The sequence below is a fragment of the Paenibacillus sp. FSL M7-1046 genome (assembly GCF_038007405.1).
Taxonomy (GTDB): Bacteria; Bacillota; Bacilli; order Paenibacillales; family Paenibacillaceae; genus Paenibacillus_AQ.
On the sequence record NZ_JBBOXB010000001.1, the window covers coordinates 1,479,512 to 1,495,591 of the forward strand.

General features: G+C 42.9%; 16 protein-coding genes and 1 pseudogene. 9 read left to right on the top strand and 8 right to left on the bottom strand.

The features are described 5' to 3' along the window. Positions 1-17: 17 nt before the first annotated feature. The 4 genes from NYE29_RS06295 to NYE29_RS06310 form a co-directional block, all read right to left on the bottom strand. Positions 18-326: a hypothetical protein gene (locus NYE29_RS06295; RefSeq protein ID WP_340894919.1), complete on the bottom strand. Its 309-nt coding sequence runs from the start codon at positions 324-326 to the stop codon at positions 18-20. A gap of 42 nt (positions 327-368) precedes the next feature. Next, positions 369-710: an endoribonuclease MazF gene (gene mazF, locus NYE29_RS06300; RefSeq protein WP_340894921.1), complete on the bottom strand. Its 342-nt coding sequence runs from the start codon at positions 708-710 to the stop codon at positions 369-371. Beyond that, a complete protein-coding gene (locus tag NYE29_RS06305) occupies positions 704-934 on the bottom strand; it encodes an AbrB/MazE/SpoVT family DNA-binding domain-containing protein (protein ID WP_340894924.1) in 231 nt (76 codons plus the stop codon). Before NYE29_RS06305 ends, mazF begins: the two co-directional genes overlap by 7 nt. Positions 935-1,127: 193 nt before the next feature. Next, the gene (locus NYE29_RS06310) at positions 1,128-2,117 is read right to left on the bottom strand and encodes a tRNA dihydrouridine synthase (protein ID WP_340894928.1); all 990 of its coding nucleotides are present in this window, start codon (positions 2,115-2,117) and stop codon (positions 1,128-1,130) included. Between the two features lie 281 nt (positions 2,118-2,398). Between NYE29_RS06310 and NYE29_RS06315 the strand changes: the two genes are divergently transcribed. From NYE29_RS06315 to NYE29_RS06345, 7 genes are all read left to right on the top strand, one after another. Continuing rightward, on the top strand, positions 2,399-3,085 hold the full coding sequence (locus tag NYE29_RS06315) for a response regulator transcription factor (RefSeq protein ID WP_340894931.1): 687 nt from the start codon (positions 2,399-2,401) through the stop codon (positions 3,083-3,085). Between the two features lie 34 nt (positions 3,086-3,119). Then, entirely contained in the window at positions 3,120-4,061 is a 942-nt protein-coding gene (locus NYE29_RS06320; protein ID WP_340894933.1) for a sensor histidine kinase, read from the top strand. 81 nt (positions 4,062-4,142) lie between these two features. Then, positions 4,143-4,832 (top strand): ABC transporter ATP-binding protein, encoded by a 690-nt coding sequence (locus NYE29_RS06325; protein ID WP_340894934.1) that lies wholly within the window; start codon positions 4,143-4,145, stop codon positions 4,830-4,832. Continuing rightward, a complete protein-coding gene (locus NYE29_RS06330; protein ID WP_340894935.1) occupies positions 4,829-7,387 on the top strand; it encodes an ABC transporter permease in 2,559 nt (852 codons plus the stop codon). The genes NYE29_RS06325 and NYE29_RS06330 overlap by 4 nt, the downstream gene beginning before the upstream one ends. 387 nt (positions 7,388-7,774) lie before the next feature. Then, on the top strand, positions 7,775-9,082 hold the full coding sequence (locus NYE29_RS06335) for an AAA family ATPase (RefSeq protein WP_340894936.1): 1,308 nt from the start codon (positions 7,775-7,777) through the stop codon (positions 9,080-9,082). Between the two features lie 4 nt (positions 9,083-9,086). After that, entirely contained in the window at positions 9,087-9,746 is a 660-nt protein-coding gene (locus tag NYE29_RS06340) for an RloB domain-containing protein (RefSeq protein ID WP_340894938.1), read from the top strand. An 11-nt stretch (positions 9,747-9,757) separates the two neighbouring features. Further along, entirely contained in the window at positions 9,758-9,976 is a 219-nt protein-coding gene (locus NYE29_RS06345) for a hypothetical protein (protein ID WP_340894939.1), read from the top strand. A gap of 761 nt (positions 9,977-10,737) precedes the next feature. Here the strand turns inward: NYE29_RS06345 and NYE29_RS06350 are convergent. Next, a pseudogene (locus tag NYE29_RS06350) lies at positions 10,738-10,884 on the bottom strand (HTH domain-containing protein); the annotation flags it as partial. Positions 10,885-11,206: 322 nt separating this feature from the next. Here NYE29_RS06350 and NYE29_RS06355 point away from each other — a divergent pair. Then, complete coding sequence (locus NYE29_RS06355; protein WP_340894940.1) at positions 11,207-12,250, top strand: hypothetical protein; 1,044 nt, start codon at positions 11,207-11,209, stop codon at positions 12,248-12,250. A 515-nt stretch (positions 12,251-12,765) separates the two neighbouring features. Here NYE29_RS06355 and NYE29_RS06360 read toward each other — a convergent pair. Further along, positions 12,766-13,545 carry a hypothetical protein gene (locus tag NYE29_RS06360; protein ID WP_340894941.1) on the bottom strand — a complete coding sequence of 260 codons (780 nt, stop codon included), beginning with the start codon at positions 13,543-13,545 and terminating at the stop codon, positions 12,766-12,768. A 559-nt stretch (positions 13,546-14,104) separates the two neighbouring features. Between NYE29_RS06360 and NYE29_RS06365 the strand changes: the two genes are divergently transcribed. Continuing rightward, positions 14,105-14,893: a phosphotransferase enzyme family protein gene (locus NYE29_RS06365; protein ID WP_256718084.1), complete on the top strand. Its 789-nt coding sequence runs from the start codon at positions 14,105-14,107 to the stop codon at positions 14,891-14,893. Positions 14,894-14,944: 51 nt separating this feature from the next. On the opposite strand, the gene NYE29_RS06370 is transcribed toward NYE29_RS06365, so the two are convergent. Then, positions 14,945-15,088, bottom strand: coding sequence for a hypothetical protein (locus NYE29_RS06370; protein ID WP_340894942.1), 144 nt, complete (start codon positions 15,086-15,088; stop codon positions 14,945-14,947). 335 nt (positions 15,089-15,423) lie between these two features. Continuing rightward, a complete protein-coding gene (locus tag NYE29_RS06375; RefSeq protein WP_076110190.1) occupies positions 15,424-16,014 on the bottom strand; it encodes a TetR/AcrR family transcriptional regulator in 591 nt (196 codons plus the stop codon). Positions 16,015-16,080: the final 66 nt, after the last annotated feature.

A 16,080-nucleotide genomic window follows, 5' to 3' on the forward strand; every position in this document is an offset into this window, starting at 1 on the left:
TTGAAGTTACAATCCTTTCACATAAATCCATCTTCAGGTTCACCAACGTCAAAATCTAATACCTTTGTTGCTTCTGATTTAAACCTTGTTATCCAGGAATCCCAATCGCTCTGATTCATCTGGGCATAAAATGACAATCCGCCCGGCTCAACGGATGCTTCAATAAAAATATCATCATCTTCCTGCCCGAACCAATGTGGAATCCCGTCTTTATACCCCTTCCAACCGGGCATAGACTTATATATAGCAGCAACTTTACTCCATACTTCATCAGGTAGATGATACCATATATTGAGATTACAATGATGAGAGTTTATGTTATTCATTTACTGGGCACCACTTCTCTTATTGCTGCCTACAATTGTAGGTCAGCGAATCAGTAAGTCGAGTTTGGCAACGACATCTGACAGTATGATCTGTGGTACTTTACAGATGAACACTGCCTGTCGGGATTGCCAATCTAGACTCTTTACTTGATCGGCAAGGATAACCCCTTCGATGGGCAGATCCTGCGGAATGACTACTTCAAACGGGTAGCCCTTTGGTTTAGAAGTTACCGGACAGAGCAAGGAAAGTCCGACCTTACCATTATAGGAAGCAGGAGACACGACAAAAGCCGGACGTTTGCCTGCCTGTTCATGCCCCGCTTGCGGGTTGAACTGCAACCATACCAAGTCGCCTCGATCCGGCACATACCCGCCCGTTACCATACTTCCCGTCCTTGTTGTTTGCCTGTAGAGACCTCATTATGGAGATTTCCCGGGGTGACCTGGGAAAGGATTTCGTCCAGTGTAGCCGACTTCGGCTTGATGATAAGATGTCCATCTTCCACATCAAGATCGACTTTGGAGCCTTCCTCAATACCGACCTTTAGGGCAAGGGATTTCGGAATGCGAATGCCCAAGCTGTTACCCCATTTTCGAACCTGAAACATAGAACCGCCTCCCAGAATGTATAAACAAAGTGTAAACAAAGTTTTTTTAGAAGTCAAATCATTGTGTAGAATATATATAAAAAACAGAGGAAAGGCTTGTTGGCTCCGGGCTCATCCCCTTCCCCATTCATCCGATCCTCACTCGTTTAGCGTCTATTCTATTTCCCACTCGGATTTCTACAATCTTGGCAGCTTAATTCCCACTTTCCTCCGCCTCGTCATGCTCCTTGCTTCCAAATTCATCGAGCAGCGCACGCACTTCACTTGTGGACTTAGTGTTCATTAAGTTATTTCTTAATTCACTTGCCCCGCGAAATCCGCGGACATATATTTTAAAGAATCGTTGAAGAGGGCTGAACGAACGTGGTGCCTGTACGGAGTATTTATCATAGAGATCCAGATGCAGCCGCAGCAGATCAAGCAATTCCTCACTACTGTGATCCTTCGGCTCCTGCTCAAAAGCAAACGGATTCTGAAAAATACCGCGACCAATCATAATACCATCCACACCGTACTCTTCAGCGAGCTTAAGACCAGTCTGACGGTCGGGGATATCCCCGTTAATGGTCAGGAGTGTATGGGGTGCCACCTCATCGCGAAGCTTCTTAATCTCCGGAATCAGCTCCCAGTGAGCATCTACTTTACTCATTTCCTCTCTTGTGCGCAGATGAATAGACAGATTAACAATGTCTTGCTTCAAAATATGGGTCAACCAGCCGCGCCATTCGTCTAAGTCACTGAAACCGAGTCTTGTTTTCACACTGACAGGCAGTCCCCCGGCTTTTGCGGCTTGGATGATTTCGGCTGCGGTTTCCGGACGGCAGATCAGGCCGCTTCCCTTCCCGTTCTGTGCTACATTCGCTACAGGGCAACCCATATTAATATCGATGCCCTTGAACCCTTCTTTCGCCATACCGATGCTCATTTGACGGAAGTATTCCGGCTTGTCTCCCCAGATATGTGCTACGATGGGCTGTTCATCCTCTGTAAAAGTCAAACGCCCGCGCACAGCATGGTGCCCCTCGGGGTGACAATAGCTCTCTGTATTCGCAAACTCCGTAAAAAACACATCCGGTCTGGCAGCAATACTTACGACATGGCGAAAAACAACATCCGTCACATCTTCCATGGGCGCCAGTATAAAAAAAGGCCGTGGTAAATCACGCCAAAAATTATTTGTCATCTCAAAAACCTCTCTATGAATACAGCATGATAAATCAAAGTATATCATAAAAGAAGGGGCTAACGCCGCCTAACATCTTTAGCCTGTGCGGGAGCGTGAACTCCTTTCCACGCTCCTGTATTTTTTTGTTTTACACCTCATCCTATATATTTCCGTCGAAAGAAATATAATAAAGCTATGGAGGTGTTGTGCGTGGGAAATACATGGCTTGTTCCAGTTGACGCTGAAAAACCGGCTGACGGACGATATAGGAGCGCTAAAGTAAAGGCTGGTGAATATAAATGAAACGGATATTTTTGGTTGAGGACGATAAGGCAATCGCTAAAAACCTTATACTTTTGCTTCGCTCGGAGGGATTTACAGTCATCCACGCCCCTACGCGGAGTGAAGCTCTTGCCGCACTTGCCGGGAATAAATTTGACTTGGCGTTGATTGATATTTCTTTGCCTGACGGAAATGGCTTTACGGTTTGCACGGAAATCAAAGAAACAGGGGATATACCCGTTATCTTTCTGACGGCTTCCGGCGATGAGGCGAGTGTTGTTACCGGGCTAAATATGGGCGCGGACGACTATATCACCAAGCCTTTTCGTCCGCGTGAATTGATTGCGCGAATTGGAACCGCCCTGCGAAAAAGCGGGCGTTCCGGGGCGGATTTTGAAATTCGCGGGCTTCATGTCGATACGGCAAGCGGCGTTGTGAAAAAAAACGGCAGCGAGGTTTTTCTTTCAGCATTAGAATACCGCTTGTTGCTGGTGTTTATTAGCAATCCAAAAAGTATTATCACGAGGGGCAAGCTACTTGATGAATTGTGGGACGCGGCGGGCGAGTTTGTCAATGACAATACATTGACCGTGTACATCAAACGCTTGCGGGAGAAGATAGAGAACGACCCGGCAAGCCCGCAAATTATTCTGACCGTTCGCGGGACAGGGTATAGATTGGGGGGCGGGCATGCTTCGGAATAGAGAGTTTCGGCAGTTTGCCACTTTGTTCTCCTTAATGGCCGCCGCCGCTGTAATGCTGGGTTTTGTAATAAATGAGGCGGCGGGAATCCTTGCCATTGCTTCTGCCGCCGCCTTTGGCACAGCGTTTTTCGTGTTTACCAAAGCCCGATACAAAAGCATTGCGCGGATTTCAAATCAAATTGATCTTGTACTTCATAATGCTGACCATCTGTATATTGGTGAATCGGACGAGGGCGAACTTTCCATTCTGCACAGCGAGATAACAAAAATGATGCTGCGTATTCGGGAGCAAAACGACGCGCTGAAAAAAGAAAAAGAACATCTTGCCGATTCGCTTGCCGACATAGCCCACCAGCTCCGAACTCCGCTCACATCCGCGAACCTGATTCTGTCATTGTTAGCGAATAACCCTGATGAGAACGAGCGGAAAGCATTTGTACGGGAAACAGAGGAATTGCTTGTGCGGATGGATTGGCTGATTACTTCTCTATTGAAATTATCCCGCTTGGACGCGGGCATTGTGGTGTTCCAAAGCGGGCAGATCGATGTAAACGCTCTTGTAAACGCCGCGCTTCGCCCGTTCCTAATCTCAATGGAACTGCACAATATTGATTTGCAAATGGACGTGCCGAAAGGGGTACTGATTCAGGGCGATTCGGGTTGGCTTTCGGAAGCCATTCAAAATATCCTCAAAAATTGCATGGAAAGCGCAGGCGAGAACGGGAAGATTGAGATTGTCTGCACGGACAACCCGCTGTTTACCGGGATTGCTATCCACGACAGCGGCGCGGGCTTTGAAAAAGAAGATTTACCCTGCCTGTTTGACAGGTTTTATCGCGGGAAAAACCCAAACGCTACAGGATACGGGATTGGACTTTCTCTCTGCAAGATGATTATTACACGGCAGGGAGGGACGATTACCGCAAAAAATCACCCGCAGGGCGGTGCGATATTTGCCATTCGTTTCCCAAAGTGACGAATCTCTCACCTGAAAGTCACAGCGATGTAAGATGAAGGTTCTATTATATGGGTAAACCATGAGAAGGAGACTCACATAATGGAGTTCTTAAAAATTGAAAATCTATGCAAGGTCTACGGCAAGGGCGAAAACCAAGTTACCGCGCTTGACCATGTTTCGCTTACCATCGAAAAGGGGGAGTTTACCGCAATCATCGGTTCCTCCGGCTCTGGCAAATCCACATTGCTTCACATCATCGGCGGCGTGGACGTGCCGACAAGCGGAAAGGTGTATTTGGACGGGCAGGATGTATATGCCCAAAGCAATGAGAAACTCGCCATCTTCCGCAGGCGGCAGGTCGGACTGATTTACCAGTTTCACAACCTCATTCCCACTCTGAATGTGATGGAAAACATCACCTTACCTATACTGATGGACAAGCGGAAGGTCAACGAGGAACGGCTGAATGACTTGTTGGAACTGCTTGGGCTGAAAGACCGGAAAATGCATTTACCCAATCAGCTTTCGGGCGGTCAGCAGCAGCGCGTATCCATAGGACGCGCTTTGATGAATGCCCCGGCGGTTATGCTTGCCGACGAACCTACGGGCAGTTTGGATAGCCGAAATGGACATGAAATTATCAACCTGCTGAAATTAAGCAATCAAAAATATCGGCAGACTCTTCTCATCGTCACGCATGACGAAAATATCGCCCTGCAAGCAGACCGCATTATCGGCATATCAGACGGCAAAGTAGTGCGGGACGAGAGGCAGGTGGCACGGTCATGAACATTTTCAACAAGGTCGCCCTACAAGGACTGAAAAAGAACCGCACACGAACGCTTGTAACGATTATCGGAGTTGTTCTGTCTGCTGCCATGATTACGGCAGTCGCCACCTTTGGCGTATCCCTGCTGAGCTATATGACAAATGGCGCAATTGCAAAATATGGAGATTGGCATGTCGAGTTTTTGGATGTTGATTCCTCTTTCGTACAGGAACGAACCCACGACGATGGAGTTGCAAGCACCGCAACCTTTGAAAATATCGGTTACGCAGCGCTTGACGGCGGCAAACCCCCGGGCAAGCCGTATCTTTTTCTGGCTGGTTACAGTGAGGAAACCTTGGATGCTCTGCCTGTCACACTGTTTTCCGGCAGGATGCCCGAAAACAGCGGAGAGATTCTTGTTTCGGGGAAAGTCGCAACCGAAGCCGGCGTGAAATTCGCGGTGGGCGACACCGTTTCCCTCACCGTGGGAAGCCGCATGAGCGGCGGCGAAAAGCTCGGTCAGAATGTCCCGTACAATGCCCAGAGCGAAACCTTTGTACCTCAGGGTGAGAAAACCTACAAGGTTGTGGGTATTTGTCAAAGACCCCGCTTTGAGGAAAACTCCGCGCCGGGATATACCCTAATCACTAAAACAGATGCCGGGGATAGCACAGATAGCTTCAGCCTGTTTGTCACACTGAAAAACCCGCGCCAAATACATGCTTACATCGACAAAACAGCCGAAGACCATGCGTATTTTTTGAATGATTATGTGCTGCGTTTCATGGGCCTTTCGGACGATAACATGTTCAACAGGCTTCTGTATGCGGTTGGCGGCATTGTGGTCGCCATCATCATGACAGGCTCGATTTTTCTGATTTACAACTCCTTCAACATCTCCCTGAATGAGCGTACACAGCAGTTTGGTATCCTCATGTCGGTGGGAGCCACGGCAAAGCAGCTACGAAATTCAGTGCTGTTTGAGGGACTTTGCATCGGTGCAGTCGGCATACCGATAGGTATACTGGTTGGCATGGGCGGCATCAAACTCGTAATCGACATTGTCGCCAAGACGTTTGGTAACATCCTCTACACTGATGTCCCATTGAATGTGACAGTATCTATTCCCGCAATTATTGCTGCGGCAGCGGTCAGCATGGTTACGATTCTGATTTCGGCCTATATCCCGGCAAGAAAAGCTGTAAACACACCTGTGATGGAGTGTATTCGCCAGACGAACGAGGTCAAGGTTGAATCCAAAGCTATTAAAACTTCAAACCTGGCACAGCACTTTTACGGTTTGGAGGGAACCCTTGCACTCAAGAATTTTAAGAGAAACAAGAAACGCTATCGCAGCATTGTGCTGTCACTTGTTTTAAGCGTAGTGCTGTTTATATCAGCCAGTGCTTTTGTGACGGATCTGAAGCTGGCGTTAGGTCAGTCGACAGAGGTTACGACCTACGACATCGCCTTTGCCGCACGGGATATGGACGACAGCGAAATGCTGCCGCTATATGACAAGATGAAGACCGCTGATGGCGTCTATGCAAGCTCATATCAGGCGCTTGTTACCTATTCAGGCACTGCCAAAGCAAGCGATATGACAGACGATTACTGGGAATATGCGCCTTCTTATGCAACGGGCGACACCGTTAAACTGCCCATGCAATTTCAGTTCCTTGATGAAAGCACCTATCTTAGTATTCTTGCGGAGCTGGGTCTGCCGGCAGAGGAATATACCGGGCAAAATGCGAAGCTGATTTCCGTTGCCAAGATTGAAGAGGCTGGCGAGTATGTGGACGTGTTCAAAAACTCTGCCATGAATTTCACCATCGTGCCCAAGACAGATGACGGGGGGGAGCCGGAACAGGGGGAAAACGTCAGCATTACGTTTGTCGATACCGCGCCGCCCGATACACTCCCGATTCTGGATGCCACGGAGCCGACACCGATCTTTTTCTATGTGTTGGCTCCCTATTCGCTCAAAGAGCAGTATGTAACACCTGACACTCATGTGGCTATGAAGGGCATGACCTTTAAGTCAGAGAGCCCCACGCAGTCGGCAGCTGAAATGGAAACGATGATCGAGGGCGCGGGGATCACAGCTGCGTACAATATGTACAATATGAACAGACTGATGGATGAGAGCCGTAATTATATCTTCATTGCCAACGTGTTTGCCTATACTTTTATCATTATGATTTCGCTGATTGCAATTGCCAATGTGTTCAACACCATTTCCACGAACATCAAGCTGCGCCGGCGGGAGCTTGCCATGCTCCGCTCGGTGGGAATGTCGGAACACGATTTCCAGAAGATGATGAATTTCGAGTGTGCCTTTTATGGCATGAGGGCGCTGCTCGTCGGACTTCCCGTAGCGGTGATTTTCTCTTGGCTGATTTACAAAGGGATGTTCATAGGCGGAGCGGACGGTATCGTTTTTGTGCTGCCTTGGGCCAGCATCGGAATCAGCGTGTTCAGCGTTCTCTTTATTGTATTTGTCACAATGCTGTATGCCATTAGCAAGATCAAAAAGGAAAATATTATTGATGCGCTTCGGGATGATATGACTTGATTCAAAAGCGATAAGCAAAGTGAAAAGGCAGTTCAAAAAGTAGTACAAACCTACTTTTTGAACTGCCTCATTTTGTCTAAACAGCTTCATGAACTATATCTACAAGAGATTCGCAACTCTAAATAAGTTTAAGATCCTTTGGTGTAAGGTCATCCAAAACTAGGTGTTCACCAGCCAATCTCTTTGTTTTCAACTGTTCAAACACTTCCATGAAATCACTCTCCAAACAAAGGACAAAAAAGCTATCCGTGAAATTACAGGCAACATTACAGATTATTGATTTTGTTATTTTTCAACAAAATGGTATGAAAAAATTGACTTTTGTCCAAACTGATGCATATATTATATTTGTAATTTGCAAAAATACTGCAAAATGGAGGTGTAATCATGCTGCTTGATTTCAGAACCAAAAACTTTAAATCATTTCAAGACGAGCTTGTCTTCTCCATGACTCCTGCCCCCAAGCAAAAGGGTTTGGATTACAGTCTGCTCAAAGAAAAAATTGGAGCTAAGGAATACAAAGGCCTAAGCTCAGCGGTCATTTACGGCCCGAATGCATCGGGTAAGACAAACATCATAGGAGCCATGGATATCCTGAAACAAATCATGTTAAGAGGACATATCCGCAATGAAGATAAAAAGTCCCGCTCTAATCCTGCCGCTGGGGCATTGGAGTTGATTCCCAACAAAGCGGATAAACAGAAGACTCCGGTCGATTTCGCGATCAAGTTTACCGACAGCGGATTTCTTTTTGACTATAGATTGTCCCTTGATCTGGGGAGCTTTCTGGAAGAAGACTATGATCGTAAAGTACTGACCGAAGCTTTATATATAAACGAAAAGATGATTTTTTCCCGCAACCCGTCGCTGGAGTTAGGTGACACGAATATCATCAGAAAGTACGCGATCAATGGATTTGAGGAAAATGAAAAGAGTGTGAGAAATTTAGCCAAAAAGAATTTGATCGATGATGAGTTATTTCTAATGAACGGCTTCAAAGCGATGTTCAGTTCCAAGCTGGTTGGCATCATAACGGATTGGTTTGAGAATAGATTCATGGTTTTCTGCAGGGCAGATGCTCTTCAGGCTCGGCCTTCCACCTCGAAAAAGGACACCCTTTATGTCAATACAACCGTCAATGATGCCGCCCGGATATTCGGGATCAATTCCAATGGACTCGGCTTCCTTTCGTCGGATGAGGATTCAGAACCGAAGCTGTATTCCATTCTTGATAAAAAAGGCATTGTGCAAGCAGACACCTTCGAGTCTTACGGAACCATTCGCTTTGTCAACATGTTCCCGGTTGTTATTGATGCTCTTCTAAGCGGAGGGACGCTTGTTATTGATGAATTCGATGCTTCCCTGCATCCGATGGCGATCATGAGTATCGTAAACATTTTTCACAATGATGATTTGAATAAAAAAAATGCACAACTGATCTTCAACACACACAATCCTATCTTCCTGAATTCGAATCTGTTTCGGCGCGATGAAATCAAGTTTGTGGAGCGTGACGAAGAGACCTTTCGCAGCACCCATTATTCGTTGTCCGATTTTGGCACCTCCGGAGAAAAAGCCGTCCGCATGGGCGGAGATTACATGAAAAATTATTTCGTCAGTCAGTATGGCGCCATCAAAGACGTGGACTTCACCTCTGTGTTTGAACAACTACTGGAATCCAGAGGGGAGCTGTAAATAGATGACTGTCAAAAAAACTAATCGAAAATATTATTTTTCTGTAGAAGGCGAGACGGAAAAATGGTATCTGGACTGGATCAAGCAATTGATGAATAACGATCCCTCTGCTGCGCATACAGTAACCATTGATTGTAAGAAAGAAAAAAATCCTCTGAAGCGAGCTAAATCATTAACAATACTCGACAAAACGGTCATCACACACTGGTTTGACTATGAAAGTGATGAGGATGTTCATGTCAGACAATTTAAAGAAACATTGGATGCGCTGAAAGAGTCCACAACCTTTAAAAAGCAGATTAAATACAATTTAGGATACAGCAACTTCACTTTCGAACTGTGGATGATCTTGCATAAGAGAGATTATAATGCTGCACTTGCCCACAGGCGGCAATATCTGCTAGGGATAAACAGCGCCTTTGGAGAAAACTTTGCAGAACTCTCCGATTATAAAGAAGAGGCTAGCTTCAAGAGAGTTCTCAGAAAAATATCTTTGGATGATGTACGGTCGGCAATTGTTCGAGCAAAAGGTATCATGAAAAGAAATGAAGAAGCCGGCTTAATTCTGCATCAGTATAAAGGTTACAAGTACTATAAAGAGAATCCTTCGCTCCTCGTTCATGAGTCTATCGAAAATATGCTGAAAGACTGTGGACTGTTCTGAATTTGTTATGAATGCTCTTTTGGGGGATGCAAGGCAGCATCGGCGTGGTCATGTCGCACAAAAGCAGCAGTACGTTGCGTTTACAGCTGGCTACATACTGGGCCAGTTTGACGCTGACGGTCGTTTTACCGCTGCCGGGACTGCTCCATATGACCAGCACCTGGTTTTTTCCTCCGGCCAGGCCGGTTCCGGTTCCTTGTTTGTTCGAGAAAATAAGCTGCCCTTCATAAAGTTGAGCATTTACACGCCCCCGCCTTCCGGTACGGAAGGTACCAGTGTTTTGGCGCCACCAGCTAGCGCTGGAGTAAGGGGGGCCTCATCTTTCTTCGGAACGGAAGGCATGGATCAAGCAGGAGATCAAACGTCTGCGGGAGGAGCGTGACCAGTTGATCCGCTGCGAAAGGTTCGGATAATCTGGAGCAAGCGTCTCTGTATTTGATCTTCTTCAAATGAGAATACATCATTCTTGTTCATTGCCCTCTCCTACTCTCTTAGAAAATAAAAAAAGCAACCACACGCTGAAATGTGATTGCTTTGAGTCCTGCCTTATTTTGTTGTTAAGAATGTCCATTAGCCTCTTAAGAGTACCTTCTCGCTGCTCCAGTGCTGCCCTTTACTCCTACTGCTCTTCCAGCCAAGCAATCATGTCAACGAAAGGCCCCATAGGGCAGCTTTAAAACCCCTGCCTCAGTCAAACACCTAGCCAAACCGCCATTTAGCCCTAGAATTAAAGTCCATCTATGGAAAGGGCACTTTTCGCCCCGAAAGCCGCCAACAAAATAACGTAAAAAATCAACATGTAGTGACATTGTTATAACTAAACACTACATATTTTTTTCAGCCTTTGCCGATAAAGTCCATCCAAGCTACACACTCCACATGTAATGGCTGCGTAAAATAGACATCTATCGATGTGGCAGTATTCGCTTAAATTGGCCCTATCAATCATAGCAAGAAATAATATATTAACTACAATTTCCAATACCAACAGCCCTGTGTCGGATATGATAGGGAAGCCACTGGCACATAGTTCATCAATATACCGAGAAACTGTTCTTATATTTATCTCTAGCTTTTCCGATATTTACTTCACAGTCAATCTCTCTCCCGAATTCAACATCCATAATATTGTTGGCATATTACCATTTTTGGCATAACATAACCCTCACCTTGTATTGCCACTCTACCTAAATTCTAACAAACACTTGAAGTGTTTGCTAATCCACTGTATTCCTTAATTTTGAGCCTGCTTAACGACGTAAGATCGGTCATATTATGAATAAGCATGGATTAGTATTCAATTAAACCGTCGCGCAATATGTACTTTCAACAAGAGTTTTTAAGTAGGATAAGCATTGAATAAACGCGATCGAAGGCGGATAATGAGAAATAAGAGTTTGATAAAACATTACTTTTTATTAAAAGTGCTTGGTATAAAAATATGATGGGGGCGTTATTATATGGGCGTTTCAAGTGATAAAAATGAAGATACTAATGGAGAAATATTTTTTTTGAATACTAATTTTGAAATAGACATCAATAATCTATACGATGAAAATTCCTGGTATTCCAGTTTGAAAAATCGAGATGAGGAAATTGAAGGAATAAAGAGTTTGATCATTGAAGAATTTAATATAATTATGGAAAATACTAAAAAATCACTTAATGACTATAATAAGAACGAAAAATTTGATTTAAGTTTAACTTTTTTGAAAGATATGCATTTTGTAGCTTGTACTTCTAATTCGGAGATAAAATTAAGTGAAGGTCTTATAATACACTACTATAATTTTTTTAAAGGCTTTTTAAAAGCACACCACAATTCATATGATTTCGATGATGGTATTGTAGAAATGATACCTATTAAGTTTATTTTATATCATGAAATAGGACATGTTATTCATGGTCATATAAAATTGCTTGAAAACCGTAAATCTAATAATGAAGCTATATCAACATTAGATCAAAAATCTCTTGAATATGATGCCGATGCTTTTGCTTTAAGCAGAATTTATGATGAGTATAATGGCGTTATCAAAAATTCAATAGATAACTGTAATAATAGTGAGGAATTCAAAAAAGGATTTGAATTGATGCTACTAGTACTTATTTTTGAAAAAGTTATATTAGGAATAGTGATAGCTTTTTTTATAATAAGAAAGCCAGATGATTTTAATAAGTTCGATACAAAAAAACATCCTCCTACATTTTACAGAGAAGTCCTAGCTATTGAATCATTAAAAAGTTTGTTGGCCTCAAAAATTAATGTTCAAAAAATTTTCGCTGACTGTGAATTAACATTAACTAAGTATGTAGGATATGACGATTCTATTATGCAAAAATTTGTAGCTGATATATTAGACAATATCGTTCATGTAGACGATATTATTAAAAACTGGAATGAAAGAGTTAAGTATGAAGTAAAAAAGTACTCTCGATTTCCGGTTGAAGGTATTGATTTTGTCTTCGAAGATGGGAAGCCAGTTTTAAAGGGTACTTTCTAAAGCTTTATTTCGATAGGAGGACAGGTATATTAGCTATGTTCATGTTAATAATAGAACCATCACGCTCCCTATTTTGCCCCGCCGATATGGTTGGGGCTTTCTTTGCGCGTATAGAAGATATTCGCAAAAATTTCAGACGGGTATGACAAGCCTTAACATCGGCTCAGAAGCAATAATTTGTTCATCAGGCACTGGGTGGGGATACTACAAAGGACGACTATCAATAGCCGCCCCAACTAAACTTATGGACAAAAAAAAGAAGCGGGATTTCTCCCGCTGCGTTGCTGTATACGCCAATACATCTCAACTATTAGTCTTTCCTGACCAACAGTGAACAGCACTCCACATGTGACGAGTAGACAGGGAGTACAGGCTTTTAATACTAATGGAATGGCATTTACCCACAACTTCTAGGCGCCCTAATACGGCGTCTTTTCTTTTGCGCGTGAGAATACACGAAACGCTATACTGCCAATTTCGGCGTCTGACGGCATAAAATATATCACGTAATATCACTATCTTGTTTTTGAAGTCACTGTTAATATATTCTCTTGAGAAAATTCATACCACGTTACATCCCTTTTAGCATCTTCTTCTTTAACAAAAGCTATATATGAATCTTCAGTAACTAGTTTATTATTGATGTAGTATGCAATGGCGAATGTGGTGGATGATTCATCAGTAGCACTTGATTCATGATAAGCTAATTTGTCAGTTTCACAGGAATTGGTTTGGAATCTTAATTTTCCATATCCGTTGTAAGTTAACCCGCCGCTTAACCATCTAAATGTTCCGTCAGTTTTAAGAAAACGTAACTGGTTGTTTCCAAAAAAGTAGCCATAGACTTCACCGTTCATATAATGCAGGACTTCAACAAAATTTGGATTCTCATCTACTGTTAATCCAAGAACAACTTCAGGTATTCTGTCACCATCCATATCAAGCACGGCAAAGTGATTTATTTTAATTTTAGATGTAGTTCCATAAATCTCGTTATTAGTTAAAAAATCATTCAAATACACCTTTTTCTTAGTTTCTGTGCTGTAAAATTCAATCTTATTTTGCAATACTATCTTATATGCTTCCATTGCTAAACTCTTATTGTTCTCAGGTTTACTTTCAGAAGGAGTAATATGTGCAGAAGAAGTAATTGTTGGAACACTGGTGTCAGAAATTTTATTACTACTTGAGCTACTGTCATTATTCAGGTTTGAGCTGCTTTTATTGGTGGAACACGCAGTTATTGAAATACTTAACAGAAACATAAGAAGCACACACTTAATTTGTGATTTCATTTAATCTCTCCTCAACTATTTGCTTCTGTCGCACTTCATATTACAATCCGTCATTTATATATGCTACAAACGGGTGAAGAATAAGAATGTTCAAGTCTTCTTTTCCGAAATGTTAAGTAACAAGTATATTCCCCGACAGGCGTAATGGGACGTATATTTGCGGCGGTTACGTTAAGCATACGTCCGCTTTCTGTTCGTCTCACATTATCGAACAGCAGAAGCTTGATGAAAGGATTAAGATTCACTATAACCTTTCCAATCCTTACGCCACCAACTAAGGTACAGTCTATTCGGCTGTATCCTTTCTTTCGAGTCTTACTGTAACCTCCACATGGGATGAGTGCTGACGGTAGAATAAACTATGATGTGGCTGTTTTTACCTTTTTTACAAAAAAGGAAGTAGTCAAAAACAAATATAATTAACCAATACATTTTTCCCAAAAAATAGATGTGTTATTGTAATTTTATATAATGATAACGAGGAGAGATTTGCGATTGGATAAAAACTTAAGTATAGCAAAGGAAGCATTAAGTAGAAAGTTTTTGGAGTAAGCAGGAAGTGATCCACTCCGAAATGGTCTGGCTTCACGCCTTAGCCTTAGATACAGATTTAACCCTGCCTTCACCTTACAAGAACACCCGCGGAGAATTCATTACGAACGTAAACAATACAAACTGCACTTTACTACAATGGGTGGAAGGTGAGCAGAAACCTTTTATCCTTACAATAGATGACGCTAAATATATAGGTGAAATGACCGGTAAATTACATAGGCAAGCCTCTAACTGGCAAATCCCAAGTTTATTTGAACGTCCTGCCTTTGATAGTTCCCGTATATTACAATCACTGGGCAAGCTTAAGGAGCGGGCTAATGCAGGTCTGCTTAATACAAGCGATACCGAACTTCTTCAGATTGCAGGTGGGCAGGTAATTACAATGATGAACTCTATTGAGAGAACGTCCGGTAATTGGGGAATGATTCATGCCGATTTAATTCCAAGTAATATTGTGTTTCATGAAAAAGAGGCGCGGCCCATCGATTTTGGCGCTTGCGGGTTTGGTTACTATTTGGTTGATCTGGGCTGGACGTTCTCATATATACATCCTTCATTCAGAGAACAGTTACTGAAATCATATTCTAAGTATCATTCATTACCGGATAACTATATTGAGCTATTGGAAGGTTTTTTCGTTGCAGCACAGCTTGAGACCATGAATTTCTGGCTGGGTCTGCCCGACTCGCAGGAGTGGTTACCAGACCATATCAGTAAATTAGCCAGTAGAGAAATTAATGCCTATGTAAACAATGAATCGTTTCTCTTCACAGGTGTTCCGTATTGGGAATAACAATTTATACCGTCATAAGCAAGAGCGGAATGGATAGAACACGACGGATTACTACATTGCCGCCATAACGGAAAAAGATTGCCCCAAAACGATGAGCAAGCTTGAAATACCAGCTCTTTTATGGGCAATATTTGAAATACCCGGCCCCCCTGCCTGCAGCAATACCAAAGTTGAAATGTTCTCAAACGAAAGCATTAGCATACACAATATCTTTCAACCCTGATGTCAAAAAGGAGCCTAACCGGCTCCTTTTTGACATCAGTTTTTTTGGAGTCATCCACGCCACCGACTCCACATGTGCGGGTTTCGTAATTTATTTATTTATTTTGCCGTTTGATTGATAAAATCAACTTCATACTGCCGCTCACCGTATTTTTTTCATTGTCAGTAATATAGGAGTGTTGTTCGATCATGTATTCAGTTAAAATCAAGGCCGCATTGCCCTGTATATCAAGAATGCGCCAATGATACCCGCCAAATGGCAAGATGAGCCGATATTAAAGTCCCTCATTCTCTTTCTCCTCGTCCCCTTACTTTTTATTCGAATCAGGGCGCCGCGGATTGACCATGCCAAAGATATGATACGGTGTTATCCCATTTGCAAATAGGCTGTCTACCAACTTGACCAATTCTTCCGACGATAGATCTTTGCCGTTGCGTATCCAAAGGCGAAACATAGATATTAATGTTGATATGTAAAACTCAATTATGTATGGTGCTAAAACATCATTTGTTGGAAAGTCCACAATCAATCTCTCAAAGGGAATTTCTCTTTTCAGGCGTTCAACAAAATGAACAGAACCATAGTCGCCCAAGAGGGCTTTAAGAACTGAAATTTCCTCTGCATTTTCCAAGCATTGAAGTGCATCTTGGAAAGTATGTGTAGAAAACTCTCTGCTTGCCATTTCCTCGTTAATGGATTTAAAGACACGCTCTTCAACGCAGTCCAACAACTCATAGATATCCGTAAAGTATTGATAAAATGTACTGCGATTATATCCTGATTGGTTAGCAATCTCTTGAATGGAAATTTTTTCAATTGGTTTTTGGCTATATAAATCACAGAATACATTTATAAATGTTTGCCTAGTTTTGTCCGTAATTTCAGGTTGCTTATTCATTATTTGCCTCCATTTTCTGTTCAATCGATTATACGACAGATAATAAAAATCTGATGGTTGATGACC

Coding starts and splice junctions, on each gene's coding strand:
- NYE29_RS06295 (WP_340894919.1), bottom strand. CDS start 326: ATGAATAACATAAACTCTCATCATTGTAATCTCAATATATGGTATCAT.
- mazF (WP_340894921.1), bottom strand. CDS start 710: ATGGTAACGGGCGGGTATGTGCCGGATCGAGGCGACTTGGTATGGTTG.
- NYE29_RS06305 (WP_340894924.1), bottom strand. CDS start 934: ATGTTTCAGGTTCGAAAATGGGGTAACAGCTTGGGCATTCGCATTCCG.
- NYE29_RS06310 (WP_340894928.1), bottom strand. CDS start 2,117: ATGACAAATAATTTTTGGCGTGATTTACCACGGCCTTTTTTTATACTG.
- NYE29_RS06315 (WP_340894931.1), top strand. CDS start 2,399: ATGAAACGGATATTTTTGGTTGAGGACGATAAGGCAATCGCTAAAAAC.
- NYE29_RS06320 (WP_340894933.1), top strand. CDS start 3,120: ATGGCCGCCGCCGCTGTAATGCTGGGTTTTGTAATAAATGAGGCGGCG.
- NYE29_RS06325 (WP_340894934.1), top strand. CDS start 4,143: ATGGAGTTCTTAAAAATTGAAAATCTATGCAAGGTCTACGGCAAGGGC.
- NYE29_RS06330 (WP_340894935.1), top strand. CDS start 4,829: ATGAACATTTTCAACAAGGTCGCCCTACAAGGACTGAAAAAGAACCGC.
- NYE29_RS06335 (WP_340894936.1), top strand. CDS start 7,775: ATGCTGCTTGATTTCAGAACCAAAAACTTTAAATCATTTCAAGACGAG.
- NYE29_RS06340 (WP_340894938.1), top strand. CDS start 9,087: ATGACTGTCAAAAAAACTAATCGAAAATATTATTTTTCTGTAGAAGGC.
- NYE29_RS06345 (WP_340894939.1), top strand. CDS start 9,758: ATGCTCTTTTGGGGGATGCAAGGCAGCATCGGCGTGGTCATGTCGCAC.
- NYE29_RS06355 (WP_340894940.1), top strand. CDS start 11,207: ATGGGCGTTTCAAGTGATAAAAATGAAGATACTAATGGAGAAATATTT.
- NYE29_RS06360 (WP_340894941.1), bottom strand. CDS start 13,545: ATGAAATCACAAATTAAGTGTGTGCTTCTTATGTTTCTGTTAAGTATT.
- NYE29_RS06370 (WP_340894942.1), bottom strand. CDS start 15,088: ATGCTTTCGTTTGAGAACATTTCAACTTTGGTATTGCTGCAGGCAGGG.
- NYE29_RS06375 (WP_076110190.1), bottom strand. CDS start 16,014: ATGAATAAGCAACCTGAAATTACGGACAAAACTAGGCAAACATTTATA.